Source organism: Variimorphobacter sp. HTMS_6, from assembly GCF_059717775.1.
Map to the genome: position 1 here is coordinate 726,289 of NZ_AP046094.1, position 25,564 is coordinate 751,852.

Here is a 25,564-nt window from a genome sequence, read left to right on the forward strand (position 1 = left end):
ATTGATTTAGAAGAATATATCTTTCACAATTCTTAAGATATACATAGTGTCTCACATATTGACTGTGACTTTGTATCTGAGTATTTGGCACACTAATCTAAATAATATAATTACACAAACAATAAAAGAGGGTTCGCTGAAATCGAACCCTCTGGCTTTATTATTATGGTATTTATCTAGATGAAGAACATGAATCCTTCGCCGCTTTTATGCTTTTCTGATTCTGCTACTAAATCTGCTAATGTTATCTTTTGTAGGTTTGTTTTGATTGCTGAGTCAAGCGGATCAAAAATGGTGTAATTCATTGCAGCCTCAATATCAGGTGCCTTGTCCTTTATCGTTTCTTCTGTCTTCTCAAATAGAGAGGTTTCAACAGCGGATAAGATATCGTATGCAGAAATTTGTTGCGGCAATCTGGATAACTGGTAACCACCCTGAGAACCCTTAATGGAATTCACAATTCCGCCGTGCTTTAATAAAGAAAATACCTGCTCTAGATATATTTTTGAAATACCAAGCTTTTCTGAAATACTGATTAAAGTTATATATTCGTTATTGCTATGATACTGAGCCATACTTGTGGTTGCAGCAAGTGCATATCGACCTTTTGCCGATAATCTCATTTAAACACCTCATTTCATACTTAATTTATATGTAATGATAATAAATGATTATTGCAAAAATGTCAATGACATATTATTTATATATGATTTAATAAAAATTTTTCATTTTCCTATTGACATATTATTAATAAGGGAATATGATGGTATCAAACATATTAAGCATATATGTAATATATAAAATATGGATGGAGGTATTCATTATGTCAAAAGTATTTAAAAGTTTAGCAGATTTAGTAGGTAAGACACCATTATTGGAATTATCTAATTACGAGAAAAAACACAACCTTGGTGCATCGGTTATTGCAAAATTAGAGTATTATAATCCGGCAGGAAGTGTAAAGGATAGAATTGCAAAAGCAATGATTGAAGATGCTGAGGCAAAAGGCCTCTTAAAACAGGATACCGTTATTATAGAGCCCACCAGTGGTAATACAGGAATTGGGTTGGCATCCATCGCGGCAGCAAGAGGTTACCGTTTGATTTTAACTATGCCAGAGACGATGAGTGTTGAAAGAAGAAACCTATTAAAAGCATACGGTGCAGAATTAGTATTAACAGAAGGTGCTAAGGGTATGAAGGGTGCAGTTGCCAAAGCAAGTGAGCTTGCACAGGAGATCCCGAATTCCTTTATCCCAGGTCAATTTGATAATCCTGCAAATCCTGCTGTTCATAAAGCGACTACAGGACCTGAGATTTGGGAGGATACAGATGGTAAAGTTGATTTCTTAGTAGCAGGTATCGGTACAGGGGGAACTATTACCGGAACAGGCGAGTATTTGAAATCACAAAATCCTGATTTGAAAGTTATTGCAGTAGAACCTTTTGATTCACCGGTTCTCTCCGAAGGAAGAGCAGGAGCTCATAGAATTCAAGGTATTGGCGCAGGCTTTGTACCTCAGGTTCTTAATACAACAGTTTATGATGAGATTGTTAAAGTTAAGAATGAAGATGCATTTGCAGTTGGTAAGGAATTATCCAAAACTGAAGGTCTTCTTGTGGGAATCTCCTCCGGTGCGGCTCTTTGGGCAGCAACAGAGATTGCAAATCGTCCTGAGAATAAGGGAAAGAACATCGTAGTTATCCTTCCGGATACAGGTGAAAGATATTTATCCACTCCTTTATTTGCAGAACAATAAATCGATTATTTACTTTATCCTGTGAATTAACATATTATCTATGAAAAGGGATACCCCTCGGGGTATCCCTTTTCATGTACACGGAGGGTACACTCTTAATTAATATTAATCTACTTGAAAGAATTTTATCAATTCACTTAATTCATCTACGATTTCTCTGTTGCTTCTTGCCTGTTCCAGTACTTCGTCCGTTTTGTGGAAGATTGAGGTGGAATTTGAAGCAATCTCAGTTGAGCCTTTTGCGCCCTCCTGTGAAGCAATTGTTACTTCTTCAATCGCACGACGAATATACGTTATGGATTCATTTAATTGAGAAGCGGAGTTCTTGATTTCAGATACCATCTGCTCGATTGCTTTTGCATCCCCATCATACTGCTCACCGGTGTCAACTAAGAATGAGTAATCTTTTATTACTTTAGTATCTACAAATTCTAATAATTGTTTTGAATCAGAAACAATATCTTCCACTGCAGCGGATATGTCATTTGAGATAGTTTCAATTTGGGTAACAGCATGCTTGGAATTTAATGCAAGCTTGGCAATCTCACCTGATATTACAGCAAATCCCTTTCCTGCTTCGCCGGCACGGGCTGATTCAATGGAAGCATTTAACGCGAGGAGATTTGTTTGTGCAGTAATATCCAGGATAGTTTTGGATAATACCTTGATTTCATTAATAGCAGAAGTCTTTTCGATTGAACTTCTTAATTTACTATTTGCATTATCGTACATCTCAATTGCAGTTTTTTGAGAATCAAGAGCCACGGTTTTTAGATTTTCAGCTCTTTCTTTAATCTCTGAGGCTAGCATCTGTCCATTCTCACTTTTTTCTGTAACACGTACAATTTCTTCTTCAATGGTTAGAGAGGTTGCATTCATCTCTTCGGAAGATGCAGCGGTTTCTTCAAGTCCGGCTGATAATTCCTCAGTGGTAGCGGTAATGCTTTCAATCTCTCGGTACATTATGTTTGAGCCTTCTTCAATTATCAAAGAAGATTCACTTATTTTGGATACAGAAGACTTAATGGATAAGATAATATTCTTAACTCTTTCCTGCATAGTATTGAATGAGCGAATACTGTCACCAACTTCGTCTTTACGCTTATGATCTTTTAATTGGAATAGAACACCAAAGTTGCCTTTTTCCAGACTTTCAAGATTAGTTTTAATCATACCGAAGATCTTTGCAATATAACTACCAAAGACAAATGCGAAAACAGAGCCTACCAATAAGAAGATACCCTGAAATATTAGAGTGGTTTGCATCGCTTTATTAACTTTATCTTTTATCACATCAGTATGGAGTCCGGAAAATATCATTCCGATTACGTTTCCATTCTTATCGGAAATCGGTGCATAATAAACTCTGGTGGGGCGATCAACAACCGTAGCTTTACCGGTATAGGACTTATTGTTTTTTAATACTTGATTAATTACTACATCAGATGCTTTCGTGCCAATCATACGTTTATCACTATTATCTCGTACGGTGGTAGCGATTCGGGTATCGCCGGCGAAGATCGTGATTAATGAATTCGTATCCTTTGAGATAGCATCAACTAGCTCATAGTTTTCATTCATTTTAACATTACCCTTGTATAATATATCACCGTCCATATGCCAATCACCAGGATATTTTGAATCGAATAGAGTCATACCCATGTTTGTGTAATTTTTGAGTTCTTGGTCAATTTCATCATTGTATGTAGCTAAGATTTTGTTATACGTTGTGACGCTTGTCAAAATAATAAATATTAATAGGAAGATATCTAAAGCAACTGTTACTTTCCATTTAATTTTCATTTTTTAATCCTTTCGTAATTATATTTATGTAATTACATTATAACATAATATAGGGTGTAATAAATAACAAAATAATCACTTTTATGACATTTTATACATGAAAACTACAATTGATTTACATAATAAGGTTTAATATAATAACTACTACACAAACGGTACACTGAACAAATAAATGGAATCAAAGTTCATTTAGAATTAATGGATTTACATTGTAAGAATGATTTTGATATGATAATAAGAGAGATATCTGATACAATAGTTGAGTAGAATAATGTAAATGGAAGGTGATTAGGTATGCGAGAATATAATATTAATGATAAGTTGATAGCTTTAACCTTTGATGATGGTCCAAGTTTTGATACAACTCCGCTGATACTAGATAAACTAGAAAAATATGGGGTGAAAGCTACCTTCTTTTTGTGCGGCAAACATATTAATGAAGAATCCAAGTTTATTATGGATCGACAATTACATCTTGGCTGCGAACTTCAAAATCACTCATGGTCTCATCTTGATATGAGCAAAATGGACGAAGTGGAGATTAGTAGGGAAGTATCTGATACAAATCGTGTCATATATGAAACTGCAGGAGTAATACCGACATTCTTTCGCCCCCCTTATATTGCTACCAGCCAATCTATGTTTGATCTGATTGAACTTCCGTTTATCAATGGGGTAGCATGCAGTGATTGGGAGAAAGATGTAAGTGCAGAAGAGAGAATATCTACATTATTACGGAATGTGACAGATGGAGATATTATATTACTTCATGATTTCTCTGGGAATATCAATACGGTGAATGCGATGGATGGTATCATCACAGGGCTATGGGAAAGAGGGTTTCAATTTGTGACCTTAAGTGATTTGTTCAGATATAAGGGAGTCGATTCCAATGTGAAGAACAAGCTATGGACAAATGTATCAAGTTAGTTATTTGCTTGGGTTGCACAATTAATAAATTGGATTTATAATTATTAGATCGTAGTAAAAAAATATGGATAATATAGGGAAAAGTTATTATTGCATAATGAAGTTTATCGGAGGGAATATGGGGAGAGTTAGGATAATAGCAGATAGTACCTGCGATTTGACACAAGATTTAATTAAGAAGTACGATATTACAATTCTTCCGTTGAATATAGTTTTGGAGGATAAGAGTTATAAGGATGGTGTTGAGATAATCCCGGAGGAGATTTATGAGTGGGCGGATCGAAGTAACACAACTCCTAAAACTGCTTCACCTGAGATTGGATATATTATCGAGGCGTTAAAACCGATGGTGGATGAAGGGGAAGAAATTATATTTATCGGTATCTCAGAGGACATGTCAGTGACCTGTCAAACAGTAAGAATGGCTGCACAAGAATTAGAATATGAAAAGTTGTATGTAATTAATTCAATGAATCTTTCAACAGGTATCGGTCTTCAGGTCATACGCGCAGCAGAATATGCGCTACAGGGAATGGATGCCCAAACAATCATCAATGAAATCGAGAATGCTAGGGATAAGGTTTGCGCATCCTTTGTAATTGATACTTTAACCTATTTACAAAGGGGAGGGCGTTGCAGTGCTGTTGCTGCTTTACTTGGAAATGCACTAAAGTTAAAACCTATGATTGCAGTCAATAACGGGAAAATGGGAGTGGATAAAAAATATAGAGGAAGACAGCAGGCCGTGGTTCGCAGCTATGCCAAGGATCTGGAGGAACAGCTTCTTCAGGCTGATTCAAAACGTGTGTTTATTACTCACTCAGGAATAGATTCAGAGATTGAGCAAGAAACCTATGACTACTTGAAAGGATTAGGTTATTTTAAAGAAATATACATAACGAGAGCGGGCGGAGTAGTCTCTAGCCATTGTGGACCAAATACATTAGGTATCTTATTTTATAAAAAATAATTGAATAAGTGCTAAAATTAAAAACATCTTTCATAAACAACCGGCTGAAGTTATGGATTCTCTGGTTGCAACGAAAGATGTTTTTTAATGCGCTACTAACTATTAGAAAATCATCTTCTGGATATCAACATCCGCGATTTTCTTTAATTCTTTTTCAAACGCTGCTGCTTTATCATCAGCATTATCAATAAATTCTAATAGGATTAATCCATTTGAACTGCATGCATCCTGTGATGCTACATGAAGCCCGATACGTGTGTTGATCTCACAACCATAAGAGGTTAATAATTCTTGAACAGAAGAAGCATTTTTAACACGATCCTTTAATACAAAACCCATAATAACTTTCGCCATAATGTTTCCTTCCTTTCTAGATCCATATAATATCTTACATAATATCCCCCATTTATTATATTTTATCATAGTTTCACCATGTCATCATTATGAAATACCAAATTTATGTTGATCAGGGATAATATACAATTATTATAACATATGTTGATGTGAAAGAAATCTAAAGTTAATCAAGTTAAATGAAATTATTTGATTATAATTTCTATGATAAGTGAACGATAATAAGGAAGTAATTGTGGAAGAGGTGACTAGCTATTCAAAGTCAAGCTTTTTTGAAGAAACTTGAAATTTAAAAAAGGGTAACCTTAATAAACCTTTCAAGAATTAGTTATAAAAAGTTGAGATATAGTGTTGCTGGTTGCCACTACACAATCAGCGGAGTTTTGAAGAGTCGAAGTTCATGTTATATTTCTCTAATATAAAGATAACGCGGATAAGTTTCTTGATGACATGTGAGCAGGTAACTCGGTGAGTTTTCCCTTCGCCACGTTTCTTAGCGTAGTATTCAGCAAATACCATGTTGTACTGTATCAAAGGTATGCATAAGTTCATAAGCGTAAATCTTAGATGAGAAGAACCGCGCTTAACCATGTGACCTCCGTGTTCCGAAGTTCCTGATTGATAATACCCAGGTTCTAATCCGGCAAAAGACAACATTTGAGCAGGTGAATTGAATTTCGATAAATCGCCATATTCAGCATAGATAACGGCTGCTGACAAAGCACCAATGCCTGGTATGGTAAGTGATCTGGGCTGAATATCCTGTATTAGAGAAATGATTTGTTCTTCAATCAAGTTAACTTCTTTGGAAGCTTGGTTGTACAGGTTAATGAGGCTTTGGAGTTGCAAAGAGAATATTTCATTATCTTCACCGACAGTATTAGTAGCAAGCTCCTTGAGTTTTAAGAACTTCTGCATAGAAAACTTACCTCTGGAAATCTTTCGAAGATTGTCGTAGGAAGCAGTGTTCATACGAGCCATTCTTTCAGCAGAACCGTATGTTTCAAGAAGATATAAAGAGGTCTTACTGAAACGATTATGGAAGAAAGGCTTAAATTCAGGAAAAGTGTGATCCAAAACATTGGTTATCTTAACGAGATAAAAACTTCTTTGTTTTACAAGAGTATCTCGAAGACGAGTTAATGACTTTAATGAATATGTATGATAAAATCCTATTGGGTAGGGTTTGTAGTCTACTGTCATTAACCAACGAGCTATAGAAGTACAATCTATAGCATCGGTTTTGGTACGTCGTAAGGTCTGAGACTTGTTAAATTTAGCAAGAAGTATAGGGTTAAATTCCATGAAGCTGTAGTGGGCTTTTTCAAGGAATAACTTCAGATTAAGGGCATAATGAGCAGTGGCTTCAAACCCTATTCGCATTTCTTCTTGAGAATTAAGTGATGTTAGTACTGTAAGAAGTTCCTGGAAACCATCCTTACTATTTTTGATGGTAAAAGAGTTAGTAACAAACTCGCCTGATTCGGTAGTGATAAAGCAGTCATGTTTGTACTTGGAAATGTCGATCCCGACAAAGTACATGATAGATACCTCCTAAAATAATATTTGCACTGTTGTTTTCCACAGGAATCTCGGCTGTGTTTTCACGTAAATATAAACGTCGATGCGTTAACTAGCTAATTACCAGTGAAGACGAAAAGCTGTGGTCTGAGTCACCTCTGAACAGTCATGGCTGTAGTATTATAGAAACAAATCCACAGTGCTTTATTATTATAACGGAGTAATAAGATTACCCCAACTCTTTTGGGGAGAAAGGAAATAATCCAAACACCCTCGAAAGAGGATAATTGGATTATACGTGTAATATGAACAGTCAGGAATGGAAGTTATGTAACAATGATATAATACAGTTTTCTAAAAAGAAAACTACAGAAATGGATGAAATGATTAATTTCTTACTGGGGAATATTTGCATGGAGACACTGCTTGGATTAAAACCATCTTCATTAATCCAGATCCCTATAATGGGAGATAAGGAGAAGGTGTTAAAAATACTTACATCCGTGATTGTTCATTATAACTGCAACTATGAAGTGCTTCATGAAAACAGTATTAGGTTGACCGTATTAATTTATCATACACTCACATTAAATCACTATCTATCAAGAAGAGAGAACCTGGATTACCTAAAGGAGCAGGGATATCTTATAGAGAGTCGATCAATAGACAGTATCTTCCCGGTAATAAGACAGAGGCTAGAGAACTATCATAATAATATAAGTAGAATTACCACGGATGTAAACATTGTTGATGAGTATCCGCATGAAATCGGAATCGTTCTAGGATACCCGTTAGAGGATGTACTAGGCTTTATTACGAATCACGGCCAAAACTATATATTTAGCGGTTGTTGGAAGGTATATCATAGCGCTAATCAAAGAAAAAAACTATTTCAAGAATATCATAGAATTCGAATTGAGGCTATAAAATACTTGATGGGTCATAACGTCCTACCTTACGATGGAAAGACTGTGAGAATATAAGAATACTATGAATCATCGATTATAATGAATCAATCACCAGCAGGGTTATGCAATGAAAGTGCAACATGATATACCGTTTGGATTGAAAATTTATAATATAGTATTGACATATACGAACCAGAGATGTATATTTGTATAATAATTATGTATAAATATACAAAAAAACAAGAGGTGATTTCATGAAAAAGAAAGTATTTGTAGATGGATTGTCAGGAACTACGGGTCTTAAGATACATGAAAGACTTGCTTTATATAATGAATTAGAGATGATTACAATAGAATATGAAAAAAGACGTGATCCCAAGGAAAGAGCAAAATGCCTAAATGAAGCAGATGTCGTATTTTTATGTCTACCCGATGAGGCGGCTAAGGAGGCAGTAAACCTTGTAACCAATCCAGGTACCAGAATTATTGATGCGAGTACAGCTTATCGTACTGCCAAGGATTGGACTTATGGCTTGCCAGAATTGTCTGCGAAGCATAAGCAAGCAGTTATTGAAACAAAGAGACTTAGTAATCCGGGATGTCATGCAACCGCATTTAACCTATCCGCGTATCCGTTGGTATCAAAGGGGATTATCGCACCGGATTATCCGATTACCTGTCAAAGTTTGACTGGATATAGTGGCGGTGGCAAGGCTTTGATCGAGAAATATGAACAAAATGAAGAAAAGAATGATTATACGAAAGCACCAAGACCGTATGCATTATCATTAAATCACAAACATTTACCGGAGATGAGCATACATTCCGGATTAACAGAAACACCGTTCTTTGTACCGATTCTGGGTAATAATTATAAAGGGCTTGCAATTATGTTGCCATTACATAATAAGCTTTTATCAAAGAAGTTGACCGCGAAAGAGTTACATGAGGTGATCAGTGATCATTATAAAGATCAAAAATTTGTCAGTGTAATGCCTTATGCGGATGATAGTGTATTGTTTGACGGAGCGGTGGATATAACGACCTGTAACAACACAAACAAGGCGGAAATCTTCGTGTTTGGAAATGATTCGAAGGGAACTACACTGGTGATGACAAGACTCGATAATCTGGGTAAAGGTGCTTCCGGTGCAGCTATTCAGAATATGAATCTAATGTTAGGATTTGAAGAAGATTTACATCTTTAAAGAGATGATTAGGCACTTTTACTCAATTATTTGAAGGGACTAAGAGATTATTACCTTAAAACTTGACTAAGAGGTAAAAATGAGGCTGGACAGATGTCCGGCCTTTTTATTTTCGAGAAAGAACATTAATTTGCTTTGTGATGCTAATTTATCTTTCTTAAGGTAGTGGTGATATAACGTAAGTCACGTGATTTCATAGGGAAACGGAAGATCTCGGCTAATGAACATATCTTATCCACGCAGCAAACCAACATAGATTCTTTATAGATTGGACAACGGGTAAGAGTCAAAGGCCACATGTGTTTTTTGATAATATCCTCTTCAATATGTGAGATAAGATAATATTGCTTTGCATTCTTAAAAGCAAAATGCGGATGATAAAAACCATGCAGACGATGACTTTTATCTGGTATATGCCAATCATAAAGGTAAAAGTCATGGAGCATAGCCCCTCTTATGATACCTTTGCGGTCAAGGTTAAATGGCAAGCGAAGGGATAAACGATAACTGACATATGCCACAGTCAAACAATGCATGAAAGTAGTGGTATTCCCATGCTGAAGATATTGATTCATTTCATGAAGTTTATCGTTATCATATAAGTCACTGATTGAGTGAATAAAGTAATCCTTTTGTTCTCGTGTTAATCTCATTTTTACCCTTCCCAATAATAAAGTAGCTGATGGATTTTATTAAATAAGATGATAAAAGCTGCTGCAAAAATCAAATCATAATTTCTAATAGATTATCATTTTACAACAGCCCTTCATTCCTATAAATATACCTGATTATTAATAATTCATCGGAGGAATCGAACTTGCAGGTGTTTGTGTTTCCTCGTTGTGATGTGATAATGTACCATATACTACATAAGTACAGGTTACGATGATTGCAATTAATGTACTTGCATATCCCGGTATACTCAGTGATGTTGTTGCCTTAACTAGATGAATAATTGCTGAGATGATGGCTGCGGTAACCTTTCCGTATATTGCCACCTTAAACATTCTGGAATAGCGCAAGTTTAAATTGGATATTGCAGAGACAATTAAACTCAACAAGGAATAAAGTAGGGCAGTAATATAATATCCGGCAACCATGAACAAATATACAAAAATCATAGACACAAAGAAAATAATATTAATTAATGGCACGATTGCTTTTAGTATACTATTGTCAAAAGAAAAACCATTTAAGTCGGAAAAACGGACTTCTCTGGTACTGGAACCTTCATACATAATGAGGTTTGTTTTGCTGACTAAGATAACTTCAAAATAAGAATGGTCAACGTCATCCGTTGAAAACTTATTAACGCTGGTATCAACTAAAACATAGGTACTACCGTCATTTACTTCATAGCGTTCAGCAACGGATAATTCACCGTTTTCTAATTTGAATTCTGGTATTTTATCATTAAGAAGTTCAGTCAGATTTAATTGTGTATAGTCAATAGTTGCCGGTATAATGCTAAACAAACTAATTATGAACACGAACAGAAATACAAAGCTGGTGGAGCGGCCACCGCTCACTTTAGACAGTTTAAAATATTGTGTTGGTTTAAATATCGCAGTTTGTATTTGCTGAAAGAAATTTAACTTTGTTTTTTCCATTGGATTACCCCCTGTATTATATATAGCTTAGTATATTTTAGTAAAAGATATTTGTCAAATATACTTTTATAATCATATGACTCCTACATACTGCAAATGCTACGAAGTTTAGGTGACACAAATTAGTATGAATATGGCTTCCTACACTTTTACATAAAATTTAATTTGTATTAACGTGATATTGATAGAAGCATTTGTTTAATCTAACTATAATGAAAGAGAAGAACTGAGTTAGGGCTGGATTAGCTTTGGTATTTGATATCAATGGAGGTATCTATGAATAAAGGTTCACACATTTCGTTAGCTCATTTTTTACTGGAAAGAGAAGATTTGAAGAAGCTGAATCTTCATAAAAGAGCTTTTTTGCTAGGCAGTATCTTGCCGGATTGCTTACCCTCCTTTTTAACAACACGCCATACCATAACAGAAACATATGGTTTATTACAATTAGAGATTATAAAAATATCGAAAAGCTATAATAAAGATAGAGGAATTACGAATTACTTTTGTATTCATCTTGGGATGATTATGCATTATCTGGCAGATTATTTTACAATGCCTCACAATCCGGGATATGAGTGTTCGGTTAAGAATCATGTAGAATATGAAAAGGAATTGTTGATTTCCATCCGACGATATATCGAGGAAGAAGCATGTTATATGCAAGAGGAAATGGTGATAGAGGATGGGATTCTATTTCTGAATAATCAAAAAGATATTCAAAAATACCTTAGTGAATATATTTTGCTATTGCATAAAAGATATCAAGGAGAAATGCGTGATTTATTAACGGATTGCAAATACATCGTTAAAATCTGCTATACCGCTGCACTCGCCCTAGTGCGATATCTGACTACTAATCAGATGCCACAGGAGTTTGTTCGGGAAAATGTTGCATAATTTACTTCTCAATCACTCAAGCATATAAGTATAAGTTTAGGGGCTGTTCAAAGCTATAATTTTAACAGGAATATTAATATATCCTTTATTCCGATTAAATATTATTTTGTATCAGCTCTTCACTTTATGTGTGTTGGATAATATTATAATTTGTGCTACAATATTACATAAATTATTAACTAATATACGGAGAGGAGAAAGACAACTATGGCTCAAGCGTTTGTTTATAAAACAAGATTGGGAAGATTCTTAATTATTGAAGAAGAGAATGCGATTACCACAGTAAAGTTACATATGGAAGAAGAGCAGGAACTACCTAATGAGCGGCTGTTGTTGAATTATGAAGTCGTGGAAACTACGCTGATCAAAGAAACAGCCAGTCAGCTGAAGGAATATTTGGATGGAAAAAGAAAAACATTTCATTTAACTCTAAATCCAAAAGGAACTGATTTTCAAAGAAAGGTTTGGGAAGCATTAAGAGCAATTCCATATGGAGAGACCAGAAGCTACAAACAGATTGCAGAGGCGGTAGGGAATCCGCAAGCGTCAAGAGCGGTAGGGATGGCAAATAACAAGAATCCGATTCTCTGTATTATACCTTGCCACCGTGTGATAGGAGCTGACGGTAAACTGGTCGGTTTTGGTTGCGGACTGGATGTGAAGGAAGATTTATTAGGATTGGAACATGATAATTATAAGAAGTAATTATTAAAATAATAGCAATATAAAAATTGAATATAATAGGGAATATAATATTTGATTTGAATAAAAACATTATAGGCACGGAGGTTGACATGAACAAGGAATGGTCTTTGGATATACTTTATAAAGGATTTGACGATGCTAATTATCAAGAAGATAAAGCAGCACTTACAAAATTGACGAATGAGCTATCAGATTTTAGTAATACCTTATCAAAGAAAGAGAAGGATGAGGATACGCTGGTAAAATTAATTGATTATCTGGAACAATATCAATTACTTTCCACCAAATTAAGTTATTATGTTGCACTGCGTATATCGGTAAATACGTCTGACAGTATCACGGTAAATGAGACCAATGCGATTGAAAGACAGGTCAGCATGGCATCAAAGCCTTTGGCGGTGATTTATAAATTTATTGCGGGTTATGATAATGTTGCGAGTTTTTATGAGCGACAGCCGAAATTAAAAAACTATGATTATCTGATTTCAGAAATGAAAAAAGAGGCGAAACATATCCTGAGCGATGATGTAGAAGATGTAATTGCTAAATTAAATATATCAGCCGGCTCAGCTTGGAGCAGTATGCAAAGCTTTCTTACTTCTACGCTTGAAGTGGAATACCGCGGAGATATCATTACTTTACCGGAAGTTCGTAATCTGGCACATAGTGAAGATAATCAGGTGCGTAGGGATGCATATGATGCAGAGTTAAAAGCTTATGATAAGATTAAGGATGCAGTCAGTTATTCCTTGAACAATATTAAAACACAGGTTAATACTATCTGTGAATTAAGAGGTTATGAATCGCCACTTGATATGACATTAACCCATTCTAAGATGAAAAGAGAAACCTTGGAGGCGATGCTAGAAGCAATCCGCGAAGCACTTCCTTCTTTTCACAAATATCTGAAGCATAAAGCAAAGATTATGGGACATCAAGGTGGCTTGCCTTGGTATGATATGTTTGCACCAATCGGTGAAAGCAATACCAAGTTTACGGCAGAAGAATCCAAGGAATATCTTGTCTCAAGGTTTAAAGGTTTTTCACAGGATTTAGCGCAGTTAGTTGAGGAAGCATATGATGATTCTTGGATTGATTTCTATCCTAGAAAAGGTAAGGTTGGAGGAGCATTCTGTGAAAATCTTCCCTTTGTGAAGCAAAGTAGAATACTTACGAACTTTACTGGTTCCTTAAATGATGTTGTAACTTTGGCGCACGAACTGGGTCATGCTTATCATGGATTAAATATTCAGGAGCATCTTCCACTCAATGTGGATTATAGTATGCCGGTAGCAGAGACAGCATCAACCTTTAATGAGGGGATTATCATGGAGGCAGCAATTAAGGAGGCATCCGGACGAGAAAAGATCGCGTTGATTGAAAGTCAGCTTCAGGATGTAACCCAAATAATTTGCGACATTTATTCCAGATACATTTTCGAAAGCAATGTCTTTGAAAAAAGCAAATCGGGATTTTTATTTGCAGATGAGTTAAATGAGATCATGCTATCTGCTCAAAAGGAAGCGTATGGAGACGGCTTAGATCATACAACACTTCATCCATATATGTGGGTGGTAAAAGGACATTATTACTCTGAGAATCTTAGCTTTTATAACTTCCCATATGCATTCGGTGGTTTGCTGGCAAGAGGGTTATATGAGAAATATAAAGAAGAAGGAGAAGCCTTTGTTCCAAAATATAAGGCACTTTTAAATGCGACGACAATCATGAGCGTAGAGGATGCAGCAAAACAAGCTGATATTAATTTAGAGGATCCGAATTTTTGGAGAACCAGTCTTGGTACGGTAGAAAATTTAATTGATGAATTCGTGCGCCTTGCGTAGAAATTGTAATATGATGATATATTATGCTTTTAATTCAAAGCTACTATCGTCAATATGCTAATGAGAATTATGCCTTAAGAATAGAGAAATATATATTCTTAAGCAACTGTATGAAGTCTTTGGTACTTAGAACACGTAGTTTGTATTCTTATGTACCACTACGTACTTCATACAAGCGAAAGCGTGTTGCTTATGAAATATGTTTCTTTATTCTTATTCATCAATTATTTTTTGCATATTGACGTTCGTTAATTTTGAAGAAAAAGGAAGAATTATATCACATAAAAGTGAAGCATTAATCAGATAATAAACCTGTATCGAATTATCACAATTAAAGTTTACAATATACTGTGAATTTTAAGAAAGGAGCAGGTTATGAGTCTTGTTAATGAACAACTTCCGGAAGGTCTCGGATTCCGATTGGCTATGGATATGAAAGCAATGTCCAGTTTTGTTAATATGCCGGAAAATAATAAAAAACAAATGATAGACTATATAAAAAGCTCAACAACAGGAGAAGAAGCAAAAAACCGAGTTACTGAAGTGGTAAGTAATCTTCATAATGGGGGATCGTTTCAATAAAGATCAAATGAGTAATTAAGGGACTACGAATTTATATTAAATATAGCGGATTTATAAAAGGATGTCTGTATAAAAGGTTTAACCTTGGATACAGACATCCTGTTTTAATAAATAATATATTGTCCAATGAAGTTTGCTATACGACCGACTCGTATTGGTAAGAAGTAATATCGAATTATCGTTCACTACCCATGAAGAATAAGGCAATCGTTCCTGGTCCCGAATGTGAGCCGATGGTTGGGCTGATCATACTAATCAGGCAGTTGGCGATTCCTAAGCGCTCTTTGATAAGATTTTCAACAAACTGAGCATCCTCTAAGCTATCGCCGTGGCTAATAAATACAATATCATTTTTTTCTTTATAATTTTTTACCTTTTCCTCCATTAAGTCCACTAACGCCGTCAAAGCTTTTTTTCTACCTCTTACATTATTTAAAGGAAGCAATTTTCCCTCATTATTCACGTGAAGAACAGGCTTTACATTGATCAATGTTCCAATGATAGCAGATGCCTTGGATACACGGCCACCGCGGTGTAGATGATGTAAGTCATCTACGGTAAATAGATGGCATAGATTTAACTTGTTGTTCTCAAGCCACTCTGCCACTTCATCAATTGTCTTACCACTTTCTTTTAATTGTACTGCTTTATGGACCAACAGACCTTCTCCGAGGGAAGCACACAGAGAATCAATTACGATTATTTTTGCATCCGGTAGTTCTTCGTTAAGCTCTCTTGCAGTGGTGGAGGCAGCGGAACAGCTTCCACTAAGAGCGGAGGAGAAGGCGATATGTAAAATATCGTATCCTTGTTCAGTAAAATTCGTAAATACAGTTCTTGCAGTGTCAGGATTAACGGCCATCGTGGTAGGCATAGCACCATCGCGCATAATACGGTAAAACTCCTTTGGTTCAAGTGCATTTTCCTCGCCGTAAACTGTTTCATTAATGCTGTAATATAGCGGCAATAAGGTAATGTTATGTTGATTCAGATATTCTTGTGGTAAATCACTGGTGGTATCTGTTGTGATAATATATTTTTTCATAAGCCACTCAATCCTTTCTATATAAAGTGATTTCATAAGTTCTGCAAAGTACGCTGATATGAATATACAATAGAAGAATGTAGTATTCATAACGACATCATAAATTATACCATACTATGATTACATGTATCAATACATTTTCCAAGATATCCATGGAAATGTAATCATATTTCCTAATGATAGAATTGCAAAAAACACTTTTCTTATGCATATACATATGCTATAATACAAAAAGTTAATTGAGGCTAAGGAGGCAAAACAATGAAGCATATCAAAACATTAAACACAAGAAACCTGAAAGATACTTTAAAAAAAGGTGGTTGTGGAGAATGTCAAACATCCTGCCAGTCAGCATGTAAGACATCTTGTACAGTTGGTAATCAGAGCTGTGAGAACAAATAGATAATTCGTACATAGAACACGTAATCTGGTTCGTTGGTTATATGATTTGAACGATGATGAAGGTGTCTTAAGATGCTAGTCAACTTGAGGCGCCTTTCGATTTATGTGAAGAGAAAACGTGTTTCTCCAGTTAGTCTAAAGAATGGTTTGGGGCTGCCTTATATTATTTTTCGTTGCTAGGATTATTCGGAAAATATATAAGACAGTCCTATTCGTTGTTTTGAAAAATATGATAGGTAGGCATGTTGAGGATAACGTGAATTATTAAAATGAATAACTCACCTCCGAAGTTTGTACCAACGTAATTTTTGGCACAAACTTATGCAATATATCATCATGTTAATGGATAATATTAACTTATTAATCGTATTCCGACTGGATACAAGTCGGCAGTTTTAAGGAGGAATTATCGTGGTTCACCAGTTTAAAAATAACGGTTTTAATATAGTACTAGACGTGAATAGTGGAATGGTTCATGTGGTTGATGATCTTGCTTATGACATCATTGAGATGTATGAACAGCATGATCAGAATAATATCATAAGTTCCATGGTAGAGAAATATAGTCGTCCGGAGAATAAATCACTTATCTCGTTAGATGAAGAAGAAGGAAATGATGCCTTAAATCCTGAAGCACTAGAACGTCAAGTTCGTGAGGTGCTTGCAGATGTAGAGGAACTCAAAGAGAGTGGTGCTTTGTTTACCAAGGATGTGTATGAGAATTATATTAAAGACTTTAAGCAACGATCTACCGTTGTAAAAGCACTTTGTTTACATATTGCACATGATTGTAACCTTGCCTGCAGATATTGCTTTGCGGAAGAGGGTGAATACAAGGGGCATCGTGAATTGATGAGCTATGAGGTTGGTAAGAAAGCGCTTGATTTCTTGATAGAACAATCAGGCAATCGAAGAAATCTTGAAGTAGACTTCTTTGGTGGGGAACCATTGATGAATTTTCAGGTGGTTAAGGATTTAGTGAAATACGGCCGTGAATTAGAGAAGGTTCATAATAAAAACTTCCGCTTCACACTTACCACGAACGGAGTATTACTTGATGATGACATCATGGAATTTGCGAATAAAGAAATGAGCAATGTGGTATTAAGCATTGACGGTCGTAAAGAGGTAAATGATCGAATGAGACCAAGCCGTAATGGCAAGGGTAGCTATGATCTGATTGTACCGAAGTTTAAAAAATTTGCAGATAGTAGAAATCAGACGAACTATTATGTAAGAGGAACCTTCACTCATAATAATCTGGATTTTGCAGATGATGTTTCTCATCTAGCAGAATTAGGGTTTAAACAGATTTCGGTGGAACCGGTAGTTGCGATGCCGGAGGATGCTTATGCAATCACAGAAGAAGATTTACCGGTATTATTTGAAGAATACGATAAACTTGCGAAATATATGCTGGAATGCAAGAAGGAAGGAAAGAATTTTAATTTCTTCCATTTCATGATTGATATGACGGGAGGCCCCTGTGTTGCAAAACGTCTGTCCGGCTGTGGGTCAGGTACAGAATATCTTGCTGTGACACCTTGGGGTGATCTTTATCCTTGCCATCAATTCGTTGGTATCGATGAATTCTTGATGGGAAATGTATTTGAAGGGGTAAAGAAGGCAGAATTAAGAGAAGAATTTAAGGTTTGCAATGTATATTCCAAAGACAAATGTAAGGATTGCTTTGCAAAATTCTATTGTAGCGGTGGTTGTGCTGCAAACTCTTTTAAGTTCCAAAATGATATCAATGGTTCCTATGATATTGGCTGTGAGTTACAAAAAAAACGTGTGGAATGCTCTATCATGCTAAAAGCAGCCGAGAGCATGGATGAATAGAGAAAAGTTGTTGCACATGGAGGCGCAATGGAAAACTGGGTTATCAAAAATAAAAAAGCAGATTTCAACAGCATTGTAACAAATTGCGGAGTCAGTGAAGTGATTGCACGGTGCTTAGTGAATAAAGGGATAGAGGAACCGGACGCAATCCGTTCATTTTTAAACCCTGACATCAAAAACTTATATCCGCCTCTATTATTAAAGGATATGAAATTATCCTGTGAGATATTGTCAGAGAAAATCAAACAGAAGAAAAGAATTCGTATCATTGGAGACTATGATGTGGATGGAGTGGTATCTACCTTTATCCTTTATCGTACGTTTTCTGAGTTGGGAGCTTATGTCGATTATGAGATACCGGATCGCATAAAGGATGGCTACGGAATCAATGTCAATATTGTAAAAGCGGCATATGATGAACACATAGACACCCTGATAACCTGCGATAACGGGATAGCGGCGATTGAACAGATTACTCTTGCAAAAGAACTCGGGATGACGGTAATTGTAACCGATCACCACAGTCTTGTCATGTCAGAGGATGGGGATTGCATTCTTCCGAGTGCAGATGCAATAATCAATCCGAAGCAACCTGAATGTACGTATCCCTTCGAAGGTCTTTGTGGAGCAGCAATTGCCTACAAGCTTTGTGTGGCCTTGGTAGAATACTTGGACGAGGCAGATAAAGCTGAATTACTCGAGGAGCTTTTATCCTACACAGCGATTGCAACAATCTGTGATGTGATGGATTTGGTGGATGAAAACCGAATTATTGTAAAGTACGGACTGGAGTTATTAAAACGGACCAAAAATATGGGTCTTATTGCATTAATGGAGGCTAGTGCCATTGATAAGGAGCAGCTTAATACCTTTCATATGGGCTTTGTGATTGGGCCATGCTTGAATGCTTCCGGAAGACTTGACACCGCGAAGAAAGGGTTGGAACTTCTGCTATCGAATTCTCTGGAAGAGGCGGTGCGATTATCGGAAGAGGTACGAAATCTGAATGAGATTCGTAAAAACATGACCGCAGAAAACGTGGAAAAGGCGATACGATTAATTGATGGAAGTGATTTGGGTCAAGATAAAGTATTGGTTGTATATCTGGAGGATTGTCATGAAAGCATAGCCGGAATTATTGCAGGGCGAATCAGGGAGCGTTATAATAAACCAACCTTGGTTTTAACTGAGGCGGAAGGCTGTATCAAGGGCTCCGGTCGTTCTATTGAACAATATAATATGTTTGAGGAGCTTTCAAGATGCAGGGACTTATTCTTAAAGATGGGCGGACATCCAATGGCAGCAGGGTTTTCTTTGTTAATGGAGAATCTGGAGCCTTTAAGGAGAACCTTAAATGACAATACCTTATTAACTGAAGAGATGTTGATCCCAAAAGTTACTATCGATATTCATCTTCCTCTTGGATATGTGAATGAGAGTTTGATAAGGGAGTTGCAGCAGTTAGAGCCATTTGGCAAAGGGAATGAAAAGCCGCTATTTGCAGAGAAGAACATTAAAATTAAGTCAGCGTTTATTATTGGGAAGAATGCAAGCGGAATCCGTTTTCGACTAGAAAACCAATATGGAAGAGAAATGGATGGGATCTATTTTGGAGATGTTGTTCGGTTTTTTGATTATATTGGCAATACTTATGGAAGTGACGAAGCGGATAGAATGAAAACGGGAAGAGGAAGTAAGGCTTTGATATCGATTACTTATTTCCCGAAAATCAACGAATATAATGGATTTAGGACGATTCAGCTTATGATAACGAATTATCGTTAGCATAATATATAATGTGCAAATTGTCACATTTCATCAATTTTTGCTTTTATTAGGATAAATATTCTTTACGGATGATTAATTATGATGATATAATAGTCATCTATAAGAGAGAATGATTTTATAAATGCAAAATAAATCCGAAATTCGGCGTAAATATACATACCGTAACCGGGTATAATTTGAATAAGCGATGGTTTACGATAGAATAATGATAATTACATTGAGAAAGGCATGGTTAAAAAATGAAACATTTAGAAGATTATGTTAGAAGTATTCCGGATTTTCCGGAGCCTGGTATTGTATTTAGAGATGTTACCAGCGTATTACAAGATAAAGATGGATTAAAGATGGCAATTGATCAGATGCAGGAGTTATTAGACGGAGTAGATTTTGATGTTGTGTTAGGTCCTGAGTCAAGAGGTTTCATTTTTGGCGTTCCGATCGCTTATAATTTAAATAAGGCATTTATTCCAATCCGTAAAAAAGGTAAATTACCATGTGAGACAATCTCTATGGATTACGACTTAGAATACGGCAAAGCAACAATCGAGATGCACAAGGATGCAATCAAGAAGGGTCAGAAAGTAGTAATTATTGATGATCTGATAGCAACCGGCGGTACTATTGAAGCAATCACAAAATTGATTGAATCCTTAGGCGGTGAAGTGGTTAAAATCGTATTCTTAATGGAATTAAAGGGATTAAACGGTCGCGATAAGTTAACCGGTTATGATGTGGAAGCTGTAATTCAATATGAAGGAAAATAATAATTATAAATAATATAATGAAGGGTGGTGATATCATGGAAGAGAATATGGAATTTTTTGATGACGATCTGTTAACCCCTGCAACAACAGTGCATGCGGATTTTACGGCGCCGGAGATTCTTTATAAGGAATTGATTGATAAAATCAGAAGCTACCATCCTTCCGCGGATATCACAATGGTTGAAAAGGCTTACCTTATTGCAGATAATGCACATAAGGAGCAGCTTCGTAAATCAGGGGAACCCTATATTATCCACCCTCTCTGTGTTGCTAATATCCTTGCTGAGTTGGAACTGGATAAGGAGAGTATTGTAGCAGGTATCTTACATGACGTTGTGGAGGATACCGTACTTACTACCGAAGAGATCTCAGAGATGTTCTCAGAAGAGGTTGCGCTTTTAGTAGACGGTGTTACAAAGTTGACCCAGTTGAATATGGATAAAGTAGAGCAACAGGCAGAGAATCTTCGAAAGATGTTCTTGGCTATGGCGAAGGATATCCGTGTTATTCTGATTAAGCTGGCCGATCGTCTTCATAATATGAGAACCTTAAAGTTCGTTCCGCCTCATAAGCAGAAGGAAAAAGCTAGAGAGACGATGGATATCTATGCACCAATCGCTCAGAGATTAGGTATCAGCAAGATAAAGATCGAATTAGACGATTTGTGTTTAAAATATTTGGAGCCAGAGGTTTACAAGGATTTGGCGGAGAAGATCTCTACCAAACGAAGTGAACGTCAGTCATACATTGAGGGTATTGTCGAAGAAGTAAGAGACCATATTAATGAAGCGGGAATAGAAGCGCAGGTAGATGGTCGAATTAAACATTTCTTTAGTATCTATAAGAAGATGGTAAATCAGAATAAGACGCTAGAGCAGATATATGATTTGTTCGCGGTTCGAATCATTGTAGATTCCTTGAAAGATTGTTACGCAGCCCTTGGTGTTATCCATGAGATGTATAAACCGATTCCAGGGCGCTTTAAAGATTATATCGCAATGCCAAAACCGAATATGTACCAATCCTTGCATACAACGTTGATCGGCCCAAAGGGATCTCCGTTTGAAATTCAGATTCGTACCTTTGACATGCATCGTACCGCCGAGTACGGTATTGCTGCTCACTGGAAGTATAAAGAAGGTCAGGATGGACAAAGTGGTACAGCCAATTCAGAAGAAGAGAAGCTTACCTGGCTTCGACAGGTTCTGGAATGGCAGAAGGATATGGCTGATAATAAGGAGTTTTTAAGTCTTATTAAGAATGACTTTGACTTGTTTTCCGATAGTGTATATGCATTTACTCCAACCGGTGATGTTAAGACCTTACCGGCAGGCTCAAATCCAATTGATTTTGCTTTCAGCATTCATAGCGCAGTTGGCAATAAGATGGTTGGGGCAAGGGTAAATGGTAAGCTTGTGCCGATTGATTACGTAATTCAAAACGGTGATCGTATCGAGATTATCACCTCTCAGAATTCAAAGGGACCGAGCAGAGACTGGCTTGCAATAGTAAAAAGCACTCAAGCGAAGAATAAGATCAACCAGTGGTTTAAAACAGAACTGAAGGAAGACAATATCATCAGAGGAAAAGAACTTATAATTACTTATTGCAAGGCGAAGAGTGTGGTGGTTTCCGATATCACCAAACCGGAGTTTACTGCTGTCGTAATGAGAAAATATGGTTTTAGAGATTGGGATTCTGTTCTTGCCGCCGTAGGACACGGTGGTTTGAAAGAAGGGCAGATTGTCAACAAGCTGGTTGAGGAATATAAGAAGAAGAATAAAAAAGATATAACGGACGAGAATGTACTTGAAACAATTTCGAGGGAGAAGATTCCTACAAAGAAATCCAAGAGCGGTATCGTTGTGGAAGGGATCCACGATGTAGCAGTTCGTTTTTCCAAATGTTGCAGCCCTGTTCCTGGTGATGAGATCGTCGGTTTTGTAACCAGAGGTCGAGGAGTATCCATTCACCGTACGGATTGTATCAATGTAATTAATATTTCGGAAGAGGATCGTGCTCGATTGATTGATGCAGAATGGAATGTTACAGACGGTAAAAACCCGGATGGAGTATACAGTGCGGAAATTAAAATCTACGCGAACAATCGTACCGGTGTGTTAGTGGATTTATCAAAAGTTCTTACCGAAAATAAAATTGATGTAACCTCAATGAACGTTCGTACCAGTAAGCAAGGGACAGCAACCATTAGTGTTGGATTTGAGATTAACGGTAAGGATCATTTGAACGAAATTATTGCGAAGATACGCAATGTTGAAAGCGTTATAGATATAGAACGAACAGCAGGCTAATTTCTTGTCAATGTGCTGGAATGAAGATCAATCATGTTACATTGTTAATATGATCGAGAATAAAGGTTTTTAATTGGAGGACAATATGGGCGATTTAAAGATGAAAACTCTTGTTCTTGGTATGGTACAGACGAACACCTACGTGATTCGAAATGTATCCACCAAGGAAGCAATCGTTGTTGATCCTGCCGATCATGCTGAAAAAATATATGAGTATATTAAATCAAATGACCTCGTGTGCAAAGGCATCCTTCTCACACACGGTCATTTTGACCATATAATGGCAGCAAAAGAATTGGCAGATTTAACACAGGTAAAAATTTATGCGCACGAAGCAGAAGAAAAACTGTTAAGCACGCCGGATATGAATGCATCACCAAGTGCCGGAGTAAGAATTAACTTAACCCCGGATGTATTCTTAAAGGATCAGGAGGATATCCTTCTTGCCGGTTTTGATATCAAAGTGATTCATACACCGGGACATACAGCGGGTGGAGCATGCTATTATTTTATGAAGCATAATGTATTAATCAGCGGAGATACACTGTTTTATGAATGTATTGGAAGATCGGATCTTCCAACCGGCAATGGCAGAGTATTGGTAGAATCAATCAAGAGTAAATTGTTAAATCTTGGTGACGATGTTGAGGTATATCCGGGTCACGGAATTCCTACCACCATTGGACATGAGAAGGTACGCAACCCCTATCTGTGAGGTAATATTTACTGATTAATCGGGATTAATTCACTTAGTTATGACAAGCAAGAATTGTAAGCTCAGGAATGAGGAAATAGATGATAGAAATAATCATATCAGATAAAGCATATGAAAATGACGTTTATCCTTTGGTCAAGGCATTTTATCCAAATGATACGGTAAAAGTATTAAAGGATAATGAGTATGAAAATGTAACTGATACGGAGTATGGGTTACTTATCAAGGTTGATTTTACGGAAGAAGGGTACACCATCAGCCTATGCGATCAAGAACAAACGATAGAACGATCCGAGTTGCTTGAAGGAATGCTAACAAAGTCACAATTTAAGAATGCGATGAAGCGCTTTCTATATAAGATTCTTTCAGAGCATACCTCCAGACAATTACCTTGGGGAATCTTGACCGGCATCCGTCCTACTAAGTTGGTATATGAGATGTTGGAGCAGGGATTGAGTGAAGATATTATATATCAAAATATGACCAAGGAGTACAATTGCTCTACAGAGAAAATTGATATGAGTATCCTGATTGCTAAGCGAGAGCGTAAGCTCCTTAAGGAATTGGATTATAAGAACGGATATAGCCTCTACATTGGAATTCCATTTTGTCCAAGCACTTGTTTATACTGCTCCTTTACATCGTATTCCATTGAGAAATTCTCGAGTCTCGTAGAAGAATATCTGAATGCACTTGAACAAGAAATTGAATTTGCTTCTACTTGTTTTCCGGATAAGAAGTTAACAACAGTATATTTTGGAGGTGGAACACCAACCACGCTTTCGGCAGATCAACTAGACCGTCTCATAGGAATTGTTCGAGAGAAATTTGATTTTACCCACGTAAATGAGTTTTGTGTAGAAGCAGGTAGACCGGATAGTATTACGAGGGAAAAACTTAAGGTGCTAAAGAAATGGGGAGTTGATCGAATATCAATCAATCCGCAGAGTATGCAGCAAAGAACCTTGGATTTGATCGGACGACATCATACAGTGGAACAGGTTAAGGAAGCATTTAACCTGGCTAGAGAGACCGGACATGATAATATAAATATGGATATTATTATTGGTTTACCCGGTGAAACAGAGCAGGATGTTGAAGATACATTACAGCAGATTAAGCAGCTGGATCCCGAAAGCCTTACCGTTCATACGTTGGCACTTAAGCGTGCCGCCAGATTGAATGCGGAAAAGGAAAGTTATGATAACATGAAGGCATCCGGGGTAGCTACGATGCTTGATGATACAATAAAATATGCCAAGGATAATGAGTATCTGCCATATTATCTCTATCGCCAGAAGAATATGGCGGAGAATCTAGAGAATATCGGGTATTCTAGGTTTGGAAAAGAAGGTCTCTATAATATCTTGATTATGGAAGAAAAACAGACTATACTTGCACTGGGAGCGGGTGGAATGTCAAAGTTCGTATTCCATGAGGAAAACCGGTTAGAGCGTGTGGATAATGTTAAGAGTGTGACGGATTATATTAATCGAATTGATGAGATGATTATGAGAAAGCGTAATTTCATTTCAGAAAACCCTAAGATATGAGCACTTCCGGGGATTATCCATATAAGCAGGTGCATTTTTATTATAATAG

23 protein-coding genes are annotated in these 25,564 nt (G+C 36.6%); 16 read left to right on the plus strand and 7 right to left on the minus strand.

Going from position 1 to position 25,564, the window contains the following annotated elements:
- Positions 1-176 precede the first annotated feature (176 nt).
- On the minus strand, positions 177-623 hold the full coding sequence (locus AC6IWN_RS03250; protein ID WP_497990941.1) for an RrF2 family transcriptional regulator: 447 nt from the start codon (positions 621-623) through the stop codon (positions 177-179).
- A 200-nt stretch (positions 624-823) separates the two neighbouring features.
- Here AC6IWN_RS03250 and cysK point away from each other — a divergent pair, with 200 nt between their 5' ends.
- Positions 824-1,759, plus strand: coding sequence for a cysteine synthase A (gene cysK, locus AC6IWN_RS03255; RefSeq protein ID WP_497990942.1), 936 nt, complete (start codon positions 824-826; stop codon positions 1,757-1,759).
- Positions 1,760-1,864: 105 nt separating this feature from the next.
- On the opposite strand, the gene AC6IWN_RS03260 is transcribed toward cysK, so the two are convergent.
- Positions 1,865-3,562, minus strand: a complete 1,698-nt coding sequence (locus tag AC6IWN_RS03260; protein ID WP_497990943.1) for a methyl-accepting chemotaxis protein — start codon at positions 3,560-3,562, stop codon at positions 1,865-1,867.
- Positions 3,563-3,856: 294 nt separating this feature from the next.
- Here AC6IWN_RS03260 and AC6IWN_RS03265 point away from each other — a divergent pair, with 294 nt between their 5' ends.
- Together AC6IWN_RS03265 and AC6IWN_RS03270 are read left to right on the plus strand one after the other, a co-directional pair.
- The gene (locus AC6IWN_RS03265; RefSeq protein WP_497990944.1) at positions 3,857-4,492 is read left to right on the plus strand and encodes a polysaccharide deacetylase family protein; all 636 of its coding nucleotides are present in this window, start codon (positions 3,857-3,859) and stop codon (positions 4,490-4,492) included.
- Between the two features lie 118 nt (positions 4,493-4,610).
- On the plus strand, positions 4,611-5,462 hold the full coding sequence (locus AC6IWN_RS03270; protein WP_497990945.1) for a DegV family protein: 852 nt from the start codon (positions 4,611-4,613) through the stop codon (positions 5,460-5,462).
- A 102-nt stretch (positions 5,463-5,564) separates the two neighbouring features.
- Here the strand turns inward: AC6IWN_RS03270 and AC6IWN_RS03275 are convergent, their stop codons facing one another.
- Entirely contained in the window at positions 5,565-5,816 is a 252-nt protein-coding gene (locus AC6IWN_RS03275) for a CPF_0552 family protein (protein ID WP_497990946.1), read from the minus strand.
- A 372-nt stretch (positions 5,817-6,188) separates the two neighbouring features.
- Positions 6,189-7,358, minus strand: coding sequence for an IS110 family RNA-guided transposase (locus AC6IWN_RS03280; RefSeq protein WP_497989507.1), 1,170 nt, complete (start codon positions 7,356-7,358; stop codon positions 6,189-6,191).
- A 266-nt stretch (positions 7,359-7,624) separates the two neighbouring features.
- Here AC6IWN_RS03280 and AC6IWN_RS03285 point away from each other — a divergent pair, with 266 nt between their 5' ends.
- Positions 7,625-8,320: a DUF3793 family protein gene (locus AC6IWN_RS03285; protein ID WP_497990947.1), complete on the plus strand. Its 696-nt coding sequence runs from the start codon at positions 7,625-7,627 to the stop codon at positions 8,318-8,320.
- A gap of 179 nt (positions 8,321-8,499) precedes the next feature.
- Positions 8,500-9,453 (plus strand): N-acetyl-gamma-glutamyl-phosphate reductase, encoded by a 954-nt coding sequence (argC, locus tag AC6IWN_RS03290; protein WP_497990948.1) that lies wholly within the window; start codon positions 8,500-8,502, stop codon positions 9,451-9,453.
- 143 nt (positions 9,454-9,596) lie between these two features.
- Here argC and AC6IWN_RS03295 read toward each other — a convergent pair whose 3' ends face one another.
- Together AC6IWN_RS03295 and AC6IWN_RS03300 are read right to left on the minus strand one after the other, a co-directional pair.
- Positions 9,597-10,106 carry an HD domain-containing protein gene (locus tag AC6IWN_RS03295; protein WP_497990949.1) on the minus strand — a complete coding sequence of 170 codons (510 nt, stop codon included), beginning with the start codon at positions 10,104-10,106 and terminating at the stop codon, positions 9,597-9,599.
- A 138-nt stretch (positions 10,107-10,244) separates the two neighbouring features.
- A complete protein-coding gene (locus AC6IWN_RS03300) occupies positions 10,245-11,063 on the minus strand; it encodes a DUF1189 domain-containing protein (protein WP_497990950.1) in 819 nt (272 codons plus the stop codon).
- Between the two features lie 276 nt (positions 11,064-11,339).
- Between AC6IWN_RS03300 and AC6IWN_RS03305 the strand changes: the two genes are divergently transcribed.
- The 4 genes from AC6IWN_RS03305 (at position 11,340) to AC6IWN_RS03320 (ending at position 15,094) form a co-directional block, all read left to right on the plus strand.
- Positions 11,340-11,963, plus strand: coding sequence for a zinc dependent phospholipase C family protein (locus AC6IWN_RS03305; protein ID WP_497990951.1), 624 nt, complete (start codon positions 11,340-11,342; stop codon positions 11,961-11,963).
- Positions 11,964-12,170: 207 nt separating this feature from the next.
- Positions 12,171-12,668 carry a methylated-DNA--[protein]-cysteine S-methyltransferase gene (locus AC6IWN_RS03310; protein WP_497990952.1) on the plus strand — a complete coding sequence of 166 codons (498 nt, stop codon included), beginning with the start codon at positions 12,171-12,173 and terminating at the stop codon, positions 12,666-12,668.
- Between the two features lie 89 nt (positions 12,669-12,757).
- Complete coding sequence (locus AC6IWN_RS03315) at positions 12,758-14,512, plus strand: M3 family oligoendopeptidase (protein WP_497990953.1); 1,755 nt, start codon at positions 12,758-12,760, stop codon at positions 14,510-14,512.
- Positions 14,513-14,887: 375 nt separating this feature from the next.
- Positions 14,888-15,094, plus strand: a complete 207-nt coding sequence (locus AC6IWN_RS03320; RefSeq protein WP_497990954.1) for a hypothetical protein — start codon at positions 14,888-14,890, stop codon at positions 15,092-15,094.
- A 175-nt stretch (positions 15,095-15,269) separates the two neighbouring features.
- Here AC6IWN_RS03320 and AC6IWN_RS03325 read toward each other — a convergent pair whose 3' ends face one another.
- Positions 15,270-16,139, minus strand: a complete 870-nt coding sequence (locus AC6IWN_RS03325) for a DegV family protein (protein WP_497990955.1) — start codon at positions 16,137-16,139, stop codon at positions 15,270-15,272.
- A gap of 261 nt (positions 16,140-16,400) precedes the next feature.
- On the opposite strand from AC6IWN_RS03325, the gene scfA reads away from it, so the two are divergent.
- The 7 genes from scfA to hemZ all read left to right on the plus strand — a co-directional run bounded on the left by scfA (position 16,401) and on the right by hemZ (position 25,515).
- Positions 16,401-16,541 carry a six-cysteine ranthipeptide SCIFF gene (gene scfA / locus AC6IWN_RS03330; RefSeq protein ID WP_497990956.1) on the plus strand — a complete coding sequence of 47 codons (141 nt, stop codon included), beginning with the start codon at positions 16,401-16,403 and terminating at the stop codon, positions 16,539-16,541.
- Positions 16,542-16,952: 411 nt separating this feature from the next.
- On the plus strand, positions 16,953-18,383 hold the full coding sequence (gene scfB / locus AC6IWN_RS03335) for a thioether cross-link-forming SCIFF peptide maturase (RefSeq protein WP_497990957.1): 1,431 nt from the start codon (positions 16,953-16,955) through the stop codon (positions 18,381-18,383).
- A 27-nt stretch (positions 18,384-18,410) separates the two neighbouring features.
- The gene (gene recJ, locus AC6IWN_RS03340; RefSeq protein ID WP_497990958.1) at positions 18,411-20,168 is read left to right on the plus strand and encodes a single-stranded-DNA-specific exonuclease RecJ; all 1,758 of its coding nucleotides are present in this window, start codon (positions 18,411-18,413) and stop codon (positions 20,166-20,168) included.
- Positions 20,169-20,410: 242 nt separating this feature from the next.
- Positions 20,411-20,935, plus strand: a complete 525-nt coding sequence (locus AC6IWN_RS03345; RefSeq protein ID WP_497990959.1) for an adenine phosphoribosyltransferase — start codon at positions 20,411-20,413, stop codon at positions 20,933-20,935.
- Positions 20,936-20,982: 47 nt separating this feature from the next.
- The gene (locus AC6IWN_RS03350; protein WP_497992161.1) at positions 20,983-23,247 is read left to right on the plus strand and encodes a RelA/SpoT family protein; all 2,265 of its coding nucleotides are present in this window, start codon (positions 20,983-20,985) and stop codon (positions 23,245-23,247) included.
- A gap of 85 nt (positions 23,248-23,332) precedes the next feature.
- Entirely contained in the window at positions 23,333-23,962 is a 630-nt protein-coding gene (locus tag AC6IWN_RS03355; protein WP_497990960.1) for an MBL fold metallo-hydrolase, read from the plus strand.
- A gap of 80 nt (positions 23,963-24,042) precedes the next feature.
- Positions 24,043-25,515, plus strand: coding sequence for a coproporphyrinogen dehydrogenase HemZ (hemZ, locus tag AC6IWN_RS03360; protein WP_497990961.1), 1,473 nt, complete (start codon positions 24,043-24,045; stop codon positions 25,513-25,515).
- Positions 25,516-25,564 lie beyond the last annotated feature (49 nt).

Coding starts and splice junctions, on each gene's coding strand:
- AC6IWN_RS03250 (WP_497990941.1), bottom strand. CDS start 623: ATGAGATTATCGGCAAAAGGTCGATATGCACTTGCTGCAACCACAAGT.
- cysK (WP_497990942.1), top strand. CDS start 824: ATGTCAAAAGTATTTAAAAGTTTAGCAGATTTAGTAGGTAAGACACCA.
- AC6IWN_RS03260 (WP_497990943.1), bottom strand. CDS start 3,562: ATGAAAATTAAATGGAAAGTAACAGTTGCTTTAGATATCTTCCTATTA.
- AC6IWN_RS03265 (WP_497990944.1), top strand. CDS start 3,857: ATGCGAGAATATAATATTAATGATAAGTTGATAGCTTTAACCTTTGAT.
- AC6IWN_RS03270 (WP_497990945.1), top strand. CDS start 4,611: ATGGGGAGAGTTAGGATAATAGCAGATAGTACCTGCGATTTGACACAA.
- AC6IWN_RS03275 (WP_497990946.1), bottom strand. CDS start 5,816: ATGGCGAAAGTTATTATGGGTTTTGTATTAAAGGATCGTGTTAAAAAT.
- AC6IWN_RS03280 (WP_497989507.1), bottom strand. CDS start 7,358: ATGTACTTTGTCGGGATCGACATTTCCAAGTACAAACATGACTGCTTT.
- argC (WP_497990948.1), top strand. CDS start 8,500: ATGAAAAAGAAAGTATTTGTAGATGGATTGTCAGGAACTACGGGTCTT.
- AC6IWN_RS03295 (WP_497990949.1), bottom strand. CDS start 10,106: ATGAGATTAACACGAGAACAAAAGGATTACTTTATTCACTCAATCAGT.
- AC6IWN_RS03300 (WP_497990950.1), bottom strand. CDS start 11,063: ATGGAAAAAACAAAGTTAAATTTCTTTCAGCAAATACAAACTGCGATA.
- AC6IWN_RS03305 (WP_497990951.1), top strand. CDS start 11,340: ATGAATAAAGGTTCACACATTTCGTTAGCTCATTTTTTACTGGAAAGA.
- AC6IWN_RS03310 (WP_497990952.1), top strand. CDS start 12,171: ATGGCTCAAGCGTTTGTTTATAAAACAAGATTGGGAAGATTCTTAATT.
- AC6IWN_RS03315 (WP_497990953.1), top strand. CDS start 12,758: ATGAACAAGGAATGGTCTTTGGATATACTTTATAAAGGATTTGACGAT.
- AC6IWN_RS03320 (WP_497990954.1), top strand. CDS start 14,888: ATGAGTCTTGTTAATGAACAACTTCCGGAAGGTCTCGGATTCCGATTG.
- AC6IWN_RS03325 (WP_497990955.1), bottom strand. CDS start 16,139: ATGAAAAAATATATTATCACAACAGATACCACCAGTGATTTACCACAA.
- scfA (WP_497990956.1), top strand. CDS start 16,401: ATGAAGCATATCAAAACATTAAACACAAGAAACCTGAAAGATACTTTA.
- recJ (WP_497990958.1), top strand. CDS start 18,411: ATGGAAAACTGGGTTATCAAAAATAAAAAAGCAGATTTCAACAGCATT.
- AC6IWN_RS03345 (WP_497990959.1), top strand. CDS start 20,411: ATGAAACATTTAGAAGATTATGTTAGAAGTATTCCGGATTTTCCGGAG.
- AC6IWN_RS03350 (WP_497992161.1), top strand. CDS start 20,983: ATGGAATTTTTTGATGACGATCTGTTAACCCCTGCAACAACAGTGCAT.
- AC6IWN_RS03355 (WP_497990960.1), top strand. CDS start 23,333: ATGGGCGATTTAAAGATGAAAACTCTTGTTCTTGGTATGGTACAGACG.
- hemZ (WP_497990961.1), top strand. CDS start 24,043: ATGATAGAAATAATCATATCAGATAAAGCATATGAAAATGACGTTTAT.